Raw genomic sequence first — 16,805 nt, forward strand, 5'->3', positions numbered from 1 at the left:
CCGCTCGGCGATTACCGGAGACGGCAATATGTCAGTGCCAAAGGGTGCGGCCTAAAGGAGGCGCACGACCGTCCTGCTCTACATCGCCGCGCTGATCCCCATCGGCCTGGTGCTCTACATCCTGTTAGGTAAACGGCCCCGCCATTATGGGCGTGATCAACGACCTGGGAGTCAGGTCGCCCGCCTGATGCGGGGAAGTCTAGGTAATCAGCAGAGGCGATCTTGCGGATAACTGCCGGGTGCTGATCGGCCCCATCGCTGTGCGACAGTCCGCTCGGAGAGCAGCTGCTGTCATCACTCTCTGCGTCGGGCAGTGTACTCCAGTCCACCAGTCTCGCCCGCACGTCGACAGTCCGGCCCTTCCTGAGAACTGTCGATGACATGGTTAAACTTCGCAGATGCTGCGATGGACGCGCACTGCGGTAGCAGTTGGGGTAGCCGCCGTTCTAGTTGGGTGCAGCAAAGGCTCTATCATCGAGTCTCGTGGCGACACCACCACGCCTGCACCGGTAGGCCAACCGGTGGACGCAAAAGAAATCGACTCGCTTGTGGTCCCGATGGACCAGGTGCCGGGTACCGGCGACAGCCTTCGCCACAGCACTGTCGACAGCCATCCATTGAGTTCACCATCACCTGCAGGCAGTTGTTTGTTAGCGAAACTCCCTGCCGGTCATGTTGCGGTTTTTGGCAATGACACGATCGCGTTCCGCAACATGAATTACGTCGGGTTCAGCAACGTCTACGTAGCGCAAGCAATCGGGATCTATGCTGACGTTTCGAACGCCAATACCGTATTCGAGCAGTTGATTAACGGGTTGCAGGCATGCAAGTCCGACGGCGGCGAGGTTTCTGTCGATTCAATCGCACCGAACAGGGCGATGTGGCATGCGCACGCATTCTCTCCTGTTAAGGGAACCGACGAAACGTCGTTTGCCACCGACGCGCGCACAGTCAAAAACGTGGTTTTCACCGTCACGGCAGGGCATTTCGATAATTCACAACAGATCGCAGCTTCCACCGCGGATCAGATCGCAGCGAAGATCAACAAACCTCTTTAACGCAGGCGTCGCACACGCACCAGGTTGCCATTCGGCATCGTCGTGCGATGGTCGAGTTCGACCGGTAGGCCCGATTCAGGCGCGTTCAGAATGACGCCAGGAGCGACGTAGATCCCGACATGTTCGGCGCTGCCAGGACCGTAGTAAATCAAACCACCCGGCTTGAGCGGCGCTCCCCCCGCCACGCTGGTCAGGTTGGGTGAACCGAGCTGGCCGCTTGTGCCCTGGCCGATGTCCACACCTGGCCGCGCGTGCGCTGCTGCATACTCCGTCAGGCCACTGCAGTCGAACCCGATGCGTTGGTCGTCGCGGTAAATGTGCGCGCCCCCGGGAGGATTGACGGGATCGCCACTGAGCGTTCCTTTACCTGGACCATTCAGCCCTTTTCCACCCCAGGCGTACGACGTGCCCAGCTGGGCTGCGCCGAAACCGACCATTTTCAGGCCGGGATCGCTGACCGCATCGGGATTGGGTAAGTATCCTCGCTGGTCGGTCGGAAAATGCGCCAGATAGTTCTGCCATGCTTGGTCGCGCGCAGGCCCAGGTCCGCCGGTATAACCAGGAGGGTTGTCGGCAAGTAAAGGGTTCTGCCAAGACTTCTTCCACTGATCGGGATTGAAGCCGGGCTGCCATTTCACGCCGGGATCGTTGACATCTGTGACACCCGGGCGTTCTTGGCTGCCAACGTCTCTCGGCTGACCGCTGTCCTGACCGCCGTGCTCGTCGAGTGGGATTTCACCGACCGAGGCGCGGATGGCTGTGGCTAGTTCGTGGTCGGCGGCGTGGGCGCGCACCTTCAACTGATCCAGTTCGGTTTGCAACGCTTGCTGTTCGGCGGCAACCGCGATGGGGTCGAGCCCAATACGTGCCGTGTCGGGAATCTGGACGCGCCAGTCCGGTGTGATGGTCCACAGGTTCGAGTCGGCGACTTCTTTTATCCGCTGTGCCTCGGACCGGCACCAGCGCACATCGGCTTCGGCGCGGCCCACCGCCGCGGCGACCTGCTTGGATTCTTGCCCATTGGTTTCGATGTCGGCGCGGGCCTTGTCCATATCGGCCTGGAACGCTGCCCCCGCTTCGCCCTGCCAGTGTTCGAGCACCATCTTCTGAATCGTTTGCAGGTTGTCGCCCAAGGTGTGCAACGTTTGGGCACGGTTGTTGGCGATCTGAAAAACTTGATGCACCGCTGCGGGGTCCCATCGCAGCAGAACATCGTCGAAGGTCAGCGGCTCCAACTGTTTAGAAGCCGGACTCGCCGGCCAGCGTGAGCGCCTGTGCCGATGCGGCCTCGTTTTGCACGTAGCGCTGGGCCACCTCGATCACGTTGTTGCTGATTTCGGCCACCGTGATCTTGTGGTGGGAATGCTGAAGCTCCCAGCGTGCCGCCAGCTCACCTAGTGCTTGCTGTGAGGCACCGATCCAACCCGGGGCAGCTTCGGCCAGCTCGTCATCATGGCGGATGAAACCGATAGCGGCCTGCTGGAGGGCCGCGGACATCTGGTCGGTCCCGACCTGGAGCACAGCAGGCTCGACGATCAACCCATCGGCCATGGGGGCCACCTTCCAAGGGACTGCTGCTCGGCGAGAGCATAAACCGCCGGTATCCCGGCGCAAGTCACAATATCTTCGGAACAGGGTCAGGCAATCGACCCCACCTGTCGAGCCGGGCTGACCATCACCCCATGGGAAAAATGGAGTCTTGCAGGATGATCACGGTGGTCGCAGCATTAGTGTCGGATGGCATGTCGGACCATCCCGGGTTTCGTGCACACCTTCTGTTGAGGGTAAGGATGGCACGAAGGCAACGAGGTCCGACCAGGACGCGAAGGCCGAGGCGGTCCGGCTGGTCCGGGCGCATCGCGACGAGTACGGCACTGACTGGGCGGTGATGCGGGCCATCTCGGCGCGGCTGGGGATGAGCGCGGGGAGCCTGCACAAGTGGGTGCGCCAGGCAGAGATCGACGACGGCAAGGCCGCTGGGGTGTCGACGGTGGAGTGCCGGGAGTTGCGCCAAAAAGAACCGTGAGCTTGAGCAAACCATCGAGATCCTGAAGGCGGCAACGGGTTTGTCGCGCGGGAGAACGACCCGCGACACCGTTGATTTGTGACTTCAGCGTCGAGCATCGTGCCCGGTTTGGGGTCGCTGCAATCTGCCGCGCGCTGTCTGAGCATAGCTGCACGATCGCCCCGAGACCTTCTACGCCCAGCAGGCTCGCCCACCATCGAAACGGGCCTTGTCGGACATGACGGTCACCGAGATCCGGCCGGCTACTACACCCCCGATGCTGACCGGTCGCGGTAAGGCCGAGTCGCTCTACGGCGCGGCCAAGATGTGGGCGCACCTGCAACGACGGGGCATCCCGGTGGCTAAATGCACCGCGGAGCGCCTCATGCGGGCCAACGGCTGGGCCGGTGTGCGGCGGGTCCCTGATCTGGTGGATCGCAAGTTGGCTGTCGATGCCCCGAATCGGCTGCTGGTAGCCGATTTCACCTACGTTCGCCTGGTCACCGGAATGTTCGTCTACACCGCGTTCGTGGGTCGACGCCTATGCCGGGCAGATCTTGGGCTGGGCGTGCTTGATAGTCAAACAGGCCTGGTTCGTCGAATCGGCGATCCGCCAGGCCGCGGCTGCTGCGGACCCGTGAAGGCCACCCGTTGGCGGGGTTGACGCTTCCTCACTCCGATGCCGGGTCGCAGTACACGTCGGTGCACTGCTGTGAAGCGATCGTGTTCGCCGGGATCAAGCCCTCGATTGGAACGATCGCAGATGCCGACGATAATGCGTTGGCGATGATAATGATTGGTCTCTCAAAGACCGGCTGGGAACTGTTGAAACCACCCGCAAGGCCTCCCGGCGCGAGGCGCCGCGAAATCGCCAGGGCCGCAAGCCACGTCGAGCAATCGGTCAGCTCCCGACAAACGCAGCGCAGCGGCGGCCCGGCGCCGTTCGGCCGCGTGGTGACGTCGCTGGCAATGTAGAACGCGATCGGAGGCCCCCGCCGTTCATACACCGTCACCATGAACGGGCTGGTCACCGCTCGCTGAAGCCGGACCTGCCGCGCTCCTACTACTCGCGCGCCCGGATGGGCGAGTCCTTGCCGCATGCGCAGACGACGCCATAGCCTAGGCCACATTGGACCGCGGCCGGGCGCCGATGGGAGTGCGGTCGTGGCGGGTCCGCAATGAGTGGTGGATGTCACGGTGAGCAAACCAACTGGGCTGCGCCCCGACGAGCTCGCCACCATGACCGTCTTCGAAGGGTGTCCCGGCGGGGACTTGATGTCGCTGGCCGCGAACCTCCAGCCGCTGCGGGCCGGTGCCGGCCGGGTACTCATGCGGCAAGGCGAGCAGGCCGTTTCTTTCCTTCTCATCAGGTCCGGTACTGCCGAGGTCAAACACGTCGGCGACGACGACACCGTGATCGTCGAGCACGTGTCAGCCGGCATGATCGTCGGGGAAATCGCTTTGCTGCGCGACACCCCGCGCAGCGCAACCGTCACCACGACCGAACCGTTGACCGGCTGGATCGGCGACCGCGACGCGTTCGCGCAGATGCTGCACATCCCCGGCATCATGCAGCGGCTCGTTCGCACCGCCCGCCAGCGTCTGGCCGCGTTTGTCCAGCCCATCCCGGTCCGCGTTCGCGACGGAACCGAATTGCTGCTTCGCCCGGTACTCCCGGGCGACATCGAAAAAACCACACAGGGCCACGTCGAGTTCTCGAGTGAGACGCTGTACCGCCGGTTCATGTCACCGCGAGTCCCCAGCCCAGCGCTGATGGAGTACTTGTTCGAGGTTGACTACGTCGACCATTTCGTGTGGGTGGTCACCGACGGCGATGGATATCCAGTCGCGGACGCCCGCTTCGTTCGTGACGAACACGACCCGACGCTCGCCGAGATCGCGTTCATCGTCGCCGACCCGTATCAGCACCGTGGGATCGGCAGTTTCCTCATCGGCGCCCTGGCCGTGGCGGCCCGGGTGGCGGGAGTCGAAAAGTTCTGTGGGCGAATGCTTTCCGACAACCTGCCGATGCGCACGATCATGGACCACTACGGTGCGGTCTGGGAGCGTGACGACGTGGGCGTCGTCACCACAGTCATCCCGGTCCCCGATCTGCGCCACCTGCCGTTCGGGCGCGATATGGCCGGGCAAATCAAACGTGTTGCACGCCAAGTGATTCAGGCTGTCAGCTGACGGCGTGTCGGCGAAGCACCCTGGCCCTCGCGTGGTATCAACGGGCATGCGGTTCGCGTCGGCTGTCACGGCGGTCATGCTGGCAGCGGCATGCGCTCACCCAGCCGGGTCAGCCCGCAGTACCTGGCCCACCTCGGCCGCCGTCAGCCAGATGCGGATCACCCCGGCCAACATCAAGAGGGTTACCCGTGACCTGCCCCGCGGTTACGAGGTGACCGGCCTGGCCGCTGCGACGGTGCCCGCAGCGATCTGGGGTCTGGGGGCGCACTGGGCGGCACATCCGGCTCAATGCGCGACGCTGGCCGACCCTCTGCAGGGCCGTGGCGAATCCGGGCAAGGCGTATCGGGGTCCGGTTCCGGTGGGATTGTCTATGCGGTGGTCACGACGCTCCCAGCACAGTCGGCGCCAACAGAGCATCCAATCATGTCCCAATGCCGGCAGTGGATTATGGCGACACACCATGCGGCGACAAGGGTGCGCCTCGTCGACCCGCCACACATCGACGGCATCCAAACCGTGGGGATGGCAAGCGAGACCACCACCTCGGTCGAAGGCGGAAGTGAAATCGCTTTTTACGCTCGAACATTCGCCGCGTATCTGGGCGACTATTACGCGTTCACAGTGCTCGTCACCGACCCTGGTTCGGCGTATTCGCCGTTGCCGCCGCAATTCGCAGCCGATCTGTTGGTCAAAACGGTGGGCGCGTTACGTGGCTGACGGTCGCTGGTTGGGTAAATTCACCACGGTGATCAGAGCGGTGCTCACGCTTGGATGTGTGTGTTGGCTCGCCGCATGCGCATCCGCCGGACCGGCCGATTCCGCGTCGGCCGATATCGCCAAAGTTGCCGGGGTGAGATCGAGTTTTGGACCCGAGTTCCATGTCACCAACATCGCACCGACCGGTATCGACCCGAAGTTGTTGGCGGGGCAGAAGCTGCCGGGCGGCCTGAAGTTCGAGCCGCCGAACTGCGCCAAGGTCGCGGCAGCCCCGGCGGTGCCGCCTGGCCTGCAAGGCAATATGGCCGCCGTCTCTGCCGAGGGTGAAGGCAACCGCTTCATCGCGATCGCGGTCGAAACCTCCCGGCCGGTGCCGGTTAACGATCCCGGAACCGGCTGTCAGAAGGTGGGATTCGCTGGCGGCTCAGTTCGCGGCGTCATCGAGGTTGTCGACGCCCCGCGCATTGCGGGCACCCGGACGCTTGGCGTGCACCGGATCCTGCAGACCGTCATCGACGGGCAAACCCGCACCGGCGAGGTCTACAACTACTCCGCTCATTTCGGCAACTACCAGGTGATCGTCACGGCCAACCCGCTGGTGCTTCCCGACAAGCCAGTGGCGGCAGTCAATACCCAACGTGCTCGCGAGCTGCTCACCACCGCAGTGGCCGCGGTCAAAAACTCGCCTTAGCGCACATCACGCGGCCGGAACTGGATGCTGATCCGCGGACCCGTCGGCGCGGACGTCTTGGGAACCGAATGCTCCCAAGTGCGTTGACACGACCCGCCCATCACCAGTAGATCGCCGTGACCCTGCGGCAGCCGCAACGATGCACCGCCCCCGCGCGGCCGCAACGCGAACGTGCGGGTAGCGCCGAGGCTGACGATCGCGACCATGGTGTCCTCGCGGCTGCCGCGCCCGATGGTATCGCCGTGCCAGGCAACGCTGTCGGTGCCGTCGCGGTACAGGCACAGTCCCACCGTGGTGAACGGCTCGCCCAGTTCGCCGGCGTAGATGTCGTTGAGCCGCCCACGCAGCCGCGTGAGCTCCGGGTGCGGCGGCTCGTCGACCGCCAGGTCGTGAAAGCTCACCAGCCGCGGCACGTCGACGACGTGGTCGTACATGTGGCGGCGCTCGGTGCGCCAGGCCACGGTGGTCAGCAGCGCGTCGAACAGCTTGTCGGCGCCCGCCAGCCAGCCGGAGCGTATGTCGATCCAGGCGCCATCACCGAGGTAGCGACGTTGTTGGACGTCGAACAGCGAACCCTGCACGGCGAGCGCCATGGCGGCAGTCTATCGCACGCCCGTTCGAACGGCGCCGAGGTGTCGCGGGCATTACCGTGCTAGATGTGACCGTCACCGAACTGGGGACCAATTCCGAGGTGGGACGGCTCCGCGTGGCCATCCTGCATCGACCCGGAGCGGAGTTGCAACGGCTGACGCCCCGCAACAACGACCAGCTGCTCTTCGATGGATTGCCATGGGTTGCCCGCGCCCAGGAGGAGCACGACGCCTTCGCGGAGCTGCTTCGTTCCCGCGGCGTCGAAGTGCTGCTGCTGTCCGATTTGCTGACCGAAGCGCTCAACAGTGGCGCAGCCCGGATGCAGGGTATCGCCGCCGCCGTGGACGATCGGCGGCTGGGATTTCCTTTGGCACAAGAACTTTCGGCTTACCTGCGCGGTCTGGATCCGGCCAGCCTGGCGCATGTCCTGACGGCCGGCATGACGTTCACCGAGCTGCCTACGGGCGCGCAGGCCGACGTGTCGCTGGTCCGCCGCATGCACCACGCGGCCGACTTCGTCATCGAACCGCTGCCCAACCTGGTGTTCACCCGCGACTCGTCGATATGGATCGGACCGCGAGTGATCATCCCGTCGCTGGCGCTACCGGCCAGGGCCCGCGAGGCATCGTTGACCGACCTGATCTATGCCCATCACCCGCGGTTCACCGGCGTGCGGCGCGCTTACGAATCGCACACCGCGCCGGTCGAGGGAGGAGACGTGCTGTTGCTCGCTCCGGGAGTGGTCGCGGTCGGGGTCGGTGAACGCACCACACCGGCGGGCGCGGAAGCCTTGGCGCGCAGCCTATTCGACGATGATCTGGCCCACACGGTGCTCGCGGTGCCGATCGAGCAGAAACGCGCTCAGATGCATCTGGACACGGTGTGCACAATGGTCGACACCGACGCGGTGGTGATGTACGCGAACGTGGTGGACACCCTGTCCGCGTTCACCCTTCGGCGCACCCCTGACGGCGTCAAGATCAGCGACGAGGCGCCGTTCGTCGAGGCGGCCGCGAACGCGATGGGCATCGACAAGTTGCGGGTTATCGACACCGGTCTAGACCCTGTGATCGCCGAACGCGAACAATGGGACGACGGCAACAACACGCTGGCGTTGGCGCCGGGAGTCGTCGTCGCCTATGAGCGCAACGCGCGAACCAATTCCCGTTTGCAGGACGCCGGCATCGAGGTGCTGACCATCGCGGCCTCAGAGCTGGGCACGGGCCGCGGGGGTCCGCGGTGCATGTCGTGCCCGGTGGCTCGCGATCTGTTGTAGCTCTCGTATCGAGATTGCGCTCAGGGCTGCGAGTGAGCGAAGATCACGACCCTAAGCGCAATTTCACGTGATAGCCGCGGCGCGCGAAGGCGTCGGACACCCGATAAAGGACGAATCGCCTGCTGTGCTCGGCAACCACGCGGATGTCGATCCAGCCCGCGCGTTCGATCAGCTCCGCACGCCCGATGTCGTGCACGTACCGCTCGCGATCGGTGCTGTGGTGCGCGCCGTCGTAGTCCAGGCCCACCATCGGTTCGTCGTAGCCCATATCGATGAACGCCTCGTTGACACCGTCGCTGACTCGTATCTGTGTCCTCGGCGCAGGCAGTCCCGCGTCGATGAGCACCAGCCGTAGCCATGTCTCCCTCGGTGACGCCGCGCCGGATCCATCAGGCGCAGCGCGACCTTCGACCGATGCAGCCCTCGCGCCCGCCGGTAGCGCTCGGTTAGGGCGAGAGCATCACCCGCCCGTACGCCTGTGGCACGAGCCAATGCGTCGAGGTGCCTGACGGCGGCGTCACGCGGCAGATGGCGGGCAAGATCCAGCGCAGTCCTCGCCGGGCTGGTCACCGCCATCCCGGCGACATCGACGATCTCGTCGGCGTCTATCCGCTCGTTGCGCACCACGATCCCCGACGGCGGGCGGCCACTGCGCCAGATCATTTCGATCGGTGTGTCCGGATCGACCCACAGCGCGCCGTGTAGCGCAGCCGCGGCGCGCCCGGCGATTACGCCATCGCGGCCAGACCACAGCCAGGCGCCTACGGTATTACGCCGAAGTGACGGGGCCATGCGCTTGGGCGCATACACACCAGGGAATAGCGCGGTGTAATTCCAGCGCAGCTGGCCCCTGGTGAGCTCACCACGGGCAAGCATCTCCGTCCCGATAACCACGTCAGGCATGCCGTGATACTGGCGGCAAACCGGTATTCGGCCAGTGAGATTGCATCCAGGGTTGTGGATAACCAGGATTCAACAGCCCTGAGCGCAATCTCAACGCCAGCTGGGTAGCCAGATCTCCATGTTCCAGGTGGACTGCGAGATCGGCTGACCGGTGAGCACCGGGAACAGCCACGCGAAATTGGTCAACACCAGCGCGACGTAACAAGACACCACGATCAGTCCGAGCGTTCGTCGTTCCGGGTTTTGGCCTGGCTGATGCAAGATGTCGCCGAGAATCAGCGCGATCGCGATCACCAGAAACGGCGCCATGGTGGCGGCGTAGAAGAAGTACATCTGCCGGTCGATGTCGGCGAACCACGGCAGCCATCCTGCGCAGTAGCCGACCAGGGCGGCGGCGTAGCGCCAGTCGCGACGCACCAGCATCCGCCAGCCGGCATACAACAGCACGGGCACCGAGAGCCACCACATGGCCGGGGTGCCGACCAGCATCACCGCTTTAATGCACGATTGTGCGCCGCACCCGGGGATGTTCTGCTGGTCGATCGCGTACAGTACCGGGCGAAGCGACATCGGCCAGGTCCACGGTTTGGATTCCCACGGATGGTGGTTACCGGCCGAATTCGTCAGGCCCGCATGAAATTTGTAGGCGTTGTAGGTGTAATGCCACAGCGAGCGGATGGCGTCGGGCAGTGGAAACGACGCATGCGCGCCGATTGACTGGCCGACCTCGTGGCGGTTGATCGCGGTCTCGGAGGCGAACCACGGCGCGTAGGCGGCCAGGTACACCGCCGACGGGATCAGCAGCAGCGCATAGGCGGTGGGCCCGAAGTCACGGCGGATCACGCCCAGCCAGGGCCGGGGCACCCGGTAGGCGTGGCGTGCGGCCAGGTCAAACCCCAATGACATCACAGTGAAGAACAACACGAAGTAGAGCCCGGACCACTTTGTGGCGCAAGCCAATCCGAGTAGGACGCCGGCGCCGAACCGCCACCAGCGCACCCCCAGCCGGGGGCCCCACGCGGTTTCGGCGCTGCGGCCCTCCAACAGCACAACGTGCATGCGTTCGCGTACCTGATCACGGTCGACAATGAGCGCGCCGAACGCTGCAACCACGAAGAAGCTGAGGAAACCGTCGAGCAACGCCGTGCGTGAGGTCACGAAGCTCACGCCGTCGCCGATGAGCAGCAGTCCCGCGATGCCGCCGACCAGCGTCGAACGGCTGATCCGCCGCACGATCCGGGCAACCAGCCCCACCATGATGACGCCGAGCAGCGCGCCGGTGAACCGCCAGCCCAGGCCGCTGTAGCCGAAGATCGCCTCGCCGATCGCGATCAGCTGTTTGCCCACCGGAGGGTGAACGACCAGGCCGAAGCCGGGGTTGTCCTCCACACCATGGTTGTGCAGCATTTGCCAGGCCTGCGGCGCGTAATGCTTCTCGTCGAAAACCGGTGTGCCGGCGTCGGTCGGTGCGCCGAGGTTCGCGAACCGGGTCACCGCCGCCAGCGCGGTGATCACCGCGGTCATCGCCCAGCCCCGCAAGCGGTCGACCGGCCCGAAATCCGGCACGGGCACCAGCGGCCCGGGGCTGATGACGGGTCCTGCCCGCCCGGCAACGGCGACGGGGCTTTCGCTGGTCGGCGCTGTCATCATGACGATCGTAGGCTTTGCCCCATGAGCGGTGGCCGACTGCTGCTGGGCGCAACCCCGTTGGGGCAGCCCTGCGACGCGTCGCCGCGGCTGATCGCCGCGCTGGCCGCTGCTGACGTGGTCGCCGCCGAGGACACTAGACGGCTGCGCAGGTTGGCCAACGCGCTCGACGTCCAGATCGCCGGCCGCGTGGTCAGTTTGTTCGATCATGTCGAGGCGGCGCGGGTGCCTGCGCTGATGGCCGAGATCGCCGCCGGCGCGACGGTGCTGGTGGTCAGCGACGCCGGGATGCCGGTCATCAGCGACCCGGGGTATCGACTGGTCGTGGCCTGTATCGACGCCGGCGTGCCGGTGACATGCTTGCCCGGGCCATCCGCAGTGATCACCGCGCTGGCGGTGTCCGGGTTGCCTTCGGAGAAGTTCTGTTTCGAAGGTTTCGCCCCGCGCAAGCAGTCGGCCCGCAGGGCGTGGCTGGCGTCGCTGGCCGACGAGCGGCGCACCTGTGTGTTCTTCGAATCGCCGCGTCGGCTGGCCGCGTGCCTGCATGACGCCGTCGAGCAGCTCGGCGGCGCGCGTCGGGCGGCGGTGTGCCGGGAACTGACCAAGGTGCACGAGGAAGTGGTGCGCGGACCGCTAACCGAGCTGGCGAAGTGGGCGGCGGGCGGCGTGCTCGGCGAGATCACGGTGGTGTTGGCCGGTGCAACGCCGCAAACTGATTTGTCGGCCCTGGTAACGCAGGTAAATGCCCTGATGCGTCAAGGGATTAGCGTCAAGGACGCCTGCAGCCAGGTGGCCGCCGCCCATCCGGGACTGCGATCGCGGCGTGAGCTCTATGACGCGGTCGTGCGTCCGCGCACCTAGCCGGCGCGGGCCGCGGCGGTGATCTCAGATGTGAGACCAAGGATCGGCGCCGCCTTGTGAAGGCATTCGTCCCACTCGGCGTCGGGATCCGAGTCGGCCGTGATCCCTCCGCCGGAGCCCAGCACAGCGTTTCCGGCAGCGTCGAACTCGACGGTCCGGATGGCCACGTTCAGCTCACAGCCCGCTGCCGGTGATGCTAACCCTACTGTGCCACAATATATCCCGCGGCGGAACTGTTCCCAGTGCGAAATCAGTTGGCGTGCGCGTAGTTTCGGTGTACCGGTAACCGACGCCGGAGGAAAAGTGGCGTCGAGCAGGGCCGATGTCGGCAAGTCGACCGACACCCGGGCCGACACCGTCGACACCAGATGCCACACGCCCGGGGCACGCCGCACCGCCAACAGCTCGGGCACGGTCACGGTGCCGGTAACCGCAACCCGGCTCAGGTCATTGCGGACCAGGTCCACGATCATGATGTTCTCGGCGACATCCTTGACCGAGGCTCGTAACGCCGAGGGAGACGCCTGCAGTGGCAAGGTGCCCTTGATCGGGCTGGACGTCACGACATCCCCGCAGCGTCGTAGGAAAAGCTCCGGCGATAGCGACGCCACCGCCCCCCACGGTCCGGCCACATAGGCGGCCCGAGCCGGCGCGGTGGCCGCGATCGCGTCGACGAAGAAGTCCAGGGGCGTCCCGGCAAGGGTCCCGGTGAACTGGGTGCACACGCACGCCTGATACACCTCCCCTGCAGCGATCGCCTGCAGGCAGGCCAGGACCCCGGCGCGGTGTGCCGCCCGGTCGGCCGCGGCCCAGTCGATACGCCAAGCATGGGCCGGTGCCGGCGTCGCGAGTGCCCTTGCCAGCCAATCCGGCATGCGGGCACCCGACAGGCTCTCATACCACCACTGGCCGTCCCGGTCGCGGCGCAGCACGCAATCGGTCCAGCCCCCGGCGGCCTGGGTAAGCCGCCCGGGTGCGCCGTCTCGGCCCGGGTCGGGGTAGGAGAGGTAGCCGATCCAGCCGCCACCCACCGCTGTGGTGTCGCAGCCTGGCCGAACGGCGAACACGTCGCCCGCATCCGCGGGTTGCGCCGACACGCTCGGCGCGATGACTGCTTGCGCGCCGAACCAGTCACCGGTCAGCGCGGCCGGCGGCGCCAGGCCGAGTCGGCTGGTAGCGTCACCCACGGCGCGCAGCACCTGCGGTGCCCCGCCAAGGTCGCCAAGCCGCTCGATTCGCACCACACCAGCTTGGTGTGTGGCGCCGACAGACGCAAAAGCTCCCGACGCTGTGCACCGGTGGGGGCTTTCGTGTCAGTCCGGCGATTCAGCTGCGGCTGACTTGGTGCGTGGTCGCCAGCGCGGCCAGTTTGTCGGGATTGCGGATCGCGTAGAAGTTGGTGATCTTGCCGTCGACGATTTCGGCGGTGAAGACTCCCTCGAGGTGGTCGCCGCGGTAGAACAGCACGGCCGGTGCGGAGTTGCACAGGGCCATCTCCAAGCGAACGTCGGGCATCCGTTTGCCGACCCGCATAATCCCCATGACCGCGTTGGCGACCTTCTGCGCACCAACGATCGGCCGGCGGGCCGCGGTGGCCTTGCCGCCACCGTCGGCGGTCCAGACCACATCGGGTGCCAGCATCGACATCACGGTCGCCACGTCGCCATCGGATGCGGCCGCCAAAAACTCGGCCGTGATGCGCGCGTTCTGTTGCGGGTCGACTGGGCCGAAACGCCGACGCCGCGCCTGCACGTGCTCCCGCGCCCGGTGCGCGATCTGGCGCACTGCAGGCACGGATTTTTCTACTGCAGAAGCGATTTCGCCGTAGTCGAATCCGAACACCTCCCGCAGCACGAACACCGCGCGCTCGTCGGGGCTGAGCGCCTCCAGCAAAATCAGCATCGCCATCGACACCGATTCGGCGAGAACGACATCCGCCGACGGGTCCTGGTCTTCCAGCAGCAGCGGCTCGGGCAGCCACGGCCCGACGTAGTCTTCGCGGCGGCGGGCGTCGGCGCGCAGCGCGTTGAGCGCTTGTCGGGTGACCAGCTGGGCCAGATAGGACTTGGTGTCGCGCACTGTCGACAAGTCGACCTGAGCCCACCGCAGATAAGCATCCTGCAGCACGTCGTCGGATTCGGTTGTAGAGCCGAGGATTTCGTAGGCGATGGTGAATAGCAACGGCCGCAACAGCGTGAACCGTTCGGCGTGCTCGGAGGCATCCGGCGAGGCGGTCACGAGACCGTGACCGCCTCGTGCGCAAGCCGCTCGGTGCGCTTGCCGCCCTTGAGCCAGGGGTTCGAGCCGGGCTTGGCCGCCTCGCGGCGGATGCCCCACACCGTCGCTTTGCAGACCGCCTCCTTGACCCAGGCCGCGACCCGGCCGCCGAGGGCCAGGTTGATCGGCGTGTCGTCGAAGCGGGCGAGCTGGAAGGTGGCGTGCTTGCGGCCCAGGCTGACGCACTGTCCAACGAACGCCTGGTCGATCACCGCCGGTTCCGTGCCGGCGATGCGAGCCAGCACGGTGTTGGCGGCCTGCACGCCCAGCGGGCCGGCCGCCTGGCAGCTCATCCGCAGCGGCCGGCCCGACGGGGCGGCGGCGTCTCCGGCTGCCACAATGTGCGGGTCGTCGATGCCGGTCAGGGTTTCGTCGGTGAGCAGCCGACCGAGGGCGTCGGTGCTTAAACCACTGCGGGCAGCCAAGTCCGGCACACCAAAGCCTGCAGTCCACACGGTCACCGCGCTGCGCAGCTCCGAACCGTCGATGAGCCGCACCGCCCCGGGCGCCACTGCTTCGACCACCGCGGTTTCACGCACCTCGACGCCGAGTCTGCGCAGCCACTTGGCCACCGAACGTCGACCGGCTGCGCTCAACGACGGCCCGAGCACCCCGCCGCAGACCAACGTCACGCGGCGACCCTGCTCGGCAAGCTCGGAGGCGGTTTCGATGCCGGTTAACCCAGCGCCGACCACGACGACCGGTGCGTCTGGATGCAGTTCGCCGAGTGCGTGCTGCAGCCGCTCGGCGTGCTCGAATTCAGCTATGGGGTAAGCGAATTCCACTGCGCCGGGCACCGCTGCAGGCGGCGTGCCGGTGCTGCCCACGGCATAGATCAGGTAGTCGTAGCCCAACACCGCACCAGAGGCCAATACCACCTTGCGGTCGGACATGTCGATCCGTTCGGCGGTGTCAACGACCAGCTGGATGCCGTCGCCAAGAAGCGTGCCGTAGTCGACGGTGGCGGAACCGGTCCCAGCGACGAACTGGTGTAAGCGAATCCGCTCGACGAACATCGGACGTGGGTTCACCAACGTGATGTCGAGATCCGCGCTCAGCCGCAGATGGTTGGCGGCCACGGTGCCGGCGTATCCGCCGCCGACGACCACGACGCGCAGGCGTTGGTCGGTCATGATTTCCTTACCTTTCTTGCAGGGTGGTCGTTGCCGTTGGCCGTAGGCTTCGAACTGCCCAGGGGCGTCGGGTATGGCTTTCATGGGTTTGCCGTCGGTGATGGCCGAAGGAGATTGGCCGCCCGGCGTCCCGCGACGACTCGACCGCTAATTGAGAGATGCGATTCGATCGCTGTGTAAGGACACGTCGGCGTGGTCGTCTGCTGGGTCGATTGTTACGGCGATTACGGAGGTGGTTGTGGGGCAGCAGTTGTGGGCTGGTGTCGACGCCGGTAAATCTGATCACTACTGTGTGGTCATCGACGCCGAAGGGCAGCGGCTGCTGGCGCAGCGGGTCGCTAACGACGAAACTGCGCTGCTGGAGTTGATCAGCACGGTCAGCACTGTGGTTGATGGCGCTGAGATCACCTGGGCGATCGATCTCAACGGTGGTGGCGCTGCGGTGTTGATTGCTCTGCTGGTCGGGGCCGGGCAGCGGCTGCTGTATATCCCCGGGCGCACCGTCTATCACGCCTCGGGCGGCTACCGCGGCGATGGCAAGACCGACGCCAAAGACGCCGCGATCATTGCCGATCAGGCCCGGATGCGCCGCGACCTGCAGCCGTTGCGACCCGGCGACGAGATCGCGGTGGAACTGCGCATCCTCACCAGCCGGCGCGCTGATTTGGTGGCCGATCGCACCCGGGCGATCAACCGGCTGCGGGCCCAGCTGCTGGAATACTTCCCCGCCCTGGAACGCGCCTTTGACTACAGCACCAGCAAGGCCGCGTTGATTTTGCTTACCGGCTATCAAACGCCTGACGGGCTGCGCCGCGCCGGTGCTGCTGAGCTGGCCGCCTGGTTGCGAAAACGTAAGGCCCGCAATGCCGATGCTGTCGCGTCCAAAGCCCTTGCGGCCGCTAACGCCCAGCACACCATCGTGCCCGGACAACACCTGGCTGCCACCGTGGTGGCTCGCCTGGCTAAGGAGGTGATGGCCCTCGACATCGAAATCGACGACACCGAGACGATGATCGAGGAGCGATTTCGCCGCCACCGCCACGCTGAAATCATCTTGAGCATGCCCGGCTTCGGTGTCGTGCTCGGCGCCGAGTTCCTCGCCGCCACCGGCGGCGACATATGCGGCTTCGACTCCGTCGACCGCCTCGCCGGCGTGTCCGGACTGGCCCCGGTACCCCGCGACTCCGGGCGCATCAGCGGCAACCTCAAACGCCCCCGCCGCTACCACCGCCGCCTGCTGCGCGCCTGCTACCTGTCCGCCCAAATCGCCATCCGCACCGACGCCGCCTCGCGCACCTACTACGACCGCAAAAGATCCGAAGGCAAAACCCACACCCAAGCCGTCCTCGCTTTGGCGCGCCGCCGCCTCAACGTGGTATGGGCCATGCTCCGCGACGGCACGGCATACCAGCCCGCACCTACCGCCGCGGCGGCTTGACAACTTCATTGAGA

14 protein-coding genes and 2 pseudogenes are annotated in these 16,805 nt (G+C 65.7%); 8 read left to right on the top strand and 8 right to left on the bottom strand.

Annotation, left to right across the window (positions count from 1 at the left end; all coding sequences use genetic code 11):
- Positions 1-398 precede the first annotated feature (398 nt).
- Positions 399-1,058, top strand: a complete 660-nt coding sequence (locus MHEC_RS05325; RefSeq protein ID WP_082169557.1) for a sensor domain-containing protein — start codon at positions 399-401, stop codon at positions 1,056-1,058.
- On the opposite strand, the gene MHEC_RS05330 is transcribed toward MHEC_RS05325, so the two are convergent.
- Both MHEC_RS05330 and MHEC_RS05335 read right to left on the bottom strand, forming a co-directional pair.
- Complete coding sequence (locus MHEC_RS05330; RefSeq protein WP_048889946.1) at positions 1,055-2,293, bottom strand: bifunctional WXG100 family type VII secretion target/C40 family peptidase; 1,239 nt, start codon at positions 2,291-2,293, stop codon at positions 1,055-1,057. The genes MHEC_RS05325 and MHEC_RS05330 overlap by 4 nt on opposite strands.
- Positions 2,294-2,297: 4 nt before the next feature.
- A complete protein-coding gene (locus MHEC_RS05335; RefSeq protein ID WP_048889945.1) occupies positions 2,298-2,609 on the bottom strand; it encodes a hypothetical protein in 312 nt (103 codons plus the stop codon).
- Between the two features lie 292 nt (positions 2,610-2,901).
- Between MHEC_RS05335 and MHEC_RS23985 the strand changes: the two are divergent.
- The 4 genes and pseudogenes from MHEC_RS23985 to MHEC_RS05365 all read left to right on the top strand — a co-directional run.
- A pseudogene (locus MHEC_RS23985) lies at positions 2,902-3,897 on the top strand (DDE-type integrase/transposase/recombinase); the annotation flags it as partial.
- Between the two features lie 405 nt (positions 3,898-4,302).
- Positions 4,303-5,256: a GNAT family N-acetyltransferase gene (locus tag MHEC_RS05355; RefSeq protein WP_162490208.1), complete on the top strand. Its 954-nt coding sequence runs from the start codon at positions 4,303-4,305 to the stop codon at positions 5,254-5,256.
- Positions 5,257-5,302: 46 nt separating this feature from the next.
- Complete coding sequence (locus MHEC_RS05360) at positions 5,303-5,974, top strand: DUF5642 family protein (RefSeq protein ID WP_048889944.1); 672 nt, start codon at positions 5,303-5,305, stop codon at positions 5,972-5,974.
- A 28-nt stretch (positions 5,975-6,002) separates the two neighbouring features.
- Positions 6,003-6,665, top strand: a complete 663-nt coding sequence (locus tag MHEC_RS05365) for a DUF5642 family protein (protein ID WP_048890149.1) — start codon at positions 6,003-6,005, stop codon at positions 6,663-6,665.
- Here MHEC_RS05365 and MHEC_RS05370 read toward each other — a convergent pair.
- Positions 6,662-7,258, bottom strand: a complete 597-nt coding sequence (locus tag MHEC_RS05370; RefSeq protein ID WP_048889943.1) for an alpha-ketoglutarate-dependent dioxygenase AlkB — start codon at positions 7,256-7,258, stop codon at positions 6,662-6,664. The two genes, MHEC_RS05365 and MHEC_RS05370, sit on opposite strands and share 4 nt — an antisense overlap.
- Positions 7,259-7,323: 65 nt before the next feature.
- Here MHEC_RS05370 and arcA point away from each other — a divergent pair, with 65 nt between their 5' ends.
- Positions 7,324-8,532 (top strand): arginine deiminase, encoded by a 1,209-nt coding sequence (arcA, locus tag MHEC_RS05375; protein WP_048889942.1) that lies wholly within the window; start codon positions 7,324-7,326, stop codon positions 8,530-8,532.
- A 43-nt stretch (positions 8,533-8,575) separates the two neighbouring features.
- On the opposite strand, the pseudogene MHEC_RS05380 reads toward arcA, so the two are convergent.
- Together MHEC_RS05380 and MHEC_RS05385 are read right to left on the bottom strand one after the other, a co-directional pair.
- A pseudogene (locus tag MHEC_RS05380) lies at positions 8,576-9,435 on the bottom strand (hypothetical protein).
- 90 nt (positions 9,436-9,525) lie between these two features.
- Complete coding sequence (locus MHEC_RS05385; RefSeq protein WP_048890148.1) at positions 9,526-11,082, bottom strand: dolichyl-phosphate-mannose--protein mannosyltransferase; 1,557 nt, start codon at positions 11,080-11,082, stop codon at positions 9,526-9,528.
- A gap of 24 nt (positions 11,083-11,106) precedes the next feature.
- On the opposite strand from MHEC_RS05385, the gene rsmI reads away from it, so the two are divergent.
- The gene (gene rsmI, locus MHEC_RS05390; RefSeq protein WP_048889941.1) at positions 11,107-11,943 is read left to right on the top strand and encodes a 16S rRNA (cytidine(1402)-2'-O)-methyltransferase; all 837 of its coding nucleotides are present in this window, start codon (positions 11,107-11,109) and stop codon (positions 11,941-11,943) included.
- On the opposite strand, the gene MHEC_RS05395 is transcribed toward rsmI, so the two are convergent.
- From MHEC_RS05395 to MHEC_RS05405, 3 genes are all read right to left on the bottom strand, one after another.
- Positions 11,940-13,184, bottom strand: a complete 1,245-nt coding sequence (locus tag MHEC_RS05395) for an aminodeoxychorismate synthase component I (RefSeq protein ID WP_048890147.1) — start codon at positions 13,182-13,184, stop codon at positions 11,940-11,942. The genes rsmI and MHEC_RS05395 overlap by 4 nt on opposite strands.
- Before the next feature lie 85 nt (positions 13,185-13,269).
- The gene (locus MHEC_RS05400) at positions 13,270-14,181 is read right to left on the bottom strand and encodes an RNA polymerase sigma-70 factor (protein ID WP_048889940.1); all 912 of its coding nucleotides are present in this window, start codon (positions 14,179-14,181) and stop codon (positions 13,270-13,272) included.
- On the bottom strand, positions 14,178-15,353 hold the full coding sequence (locus tag MHEC_RS05405) for an NAD(P)/FAD-dependent oxidoreductase (protein WP_048890146.1): 1,176 nt from the start codon (positions 15,351-15,353) through the stop codon (positions 14,178-14,180). Before MHEC_RS05405 ends, MHEC_RS05400 begins: the two co-directional genes overlap by 4 nt.
- A gap of 238 nt (positions 15,354-15,591) precedes the next feature.
- Here MHEC_RS05405 and MHEC_RS05410 point away from each other — a divergent pair, with 238 nt between their 5' ends.
- Positions 15,592-16,791 carry an IS110 family RNA-guided transposase gene (locus MHEC_RS05410; protein ID WP_142358634.1) on the top strand — a complete coding sequence of 400 codons (1,200 nt, stop codon included), beginning with the start codon at positions 15,592-15,594 and terminating at the stop codon, positions 16,789-16,791.
- Positions 16,792-16,805: the final 14 nt, after the last annotated feature.

It is taken from the genome of Mycobacterium heckeshornense (assembly GCF_016592155.1).
GTDB lineage: Bacteria > Actinomycetota > Actinomycetes > Mycobacteriales > Mycobacteriaceae > Mycobacterium > Mycobacterium heckeshornense.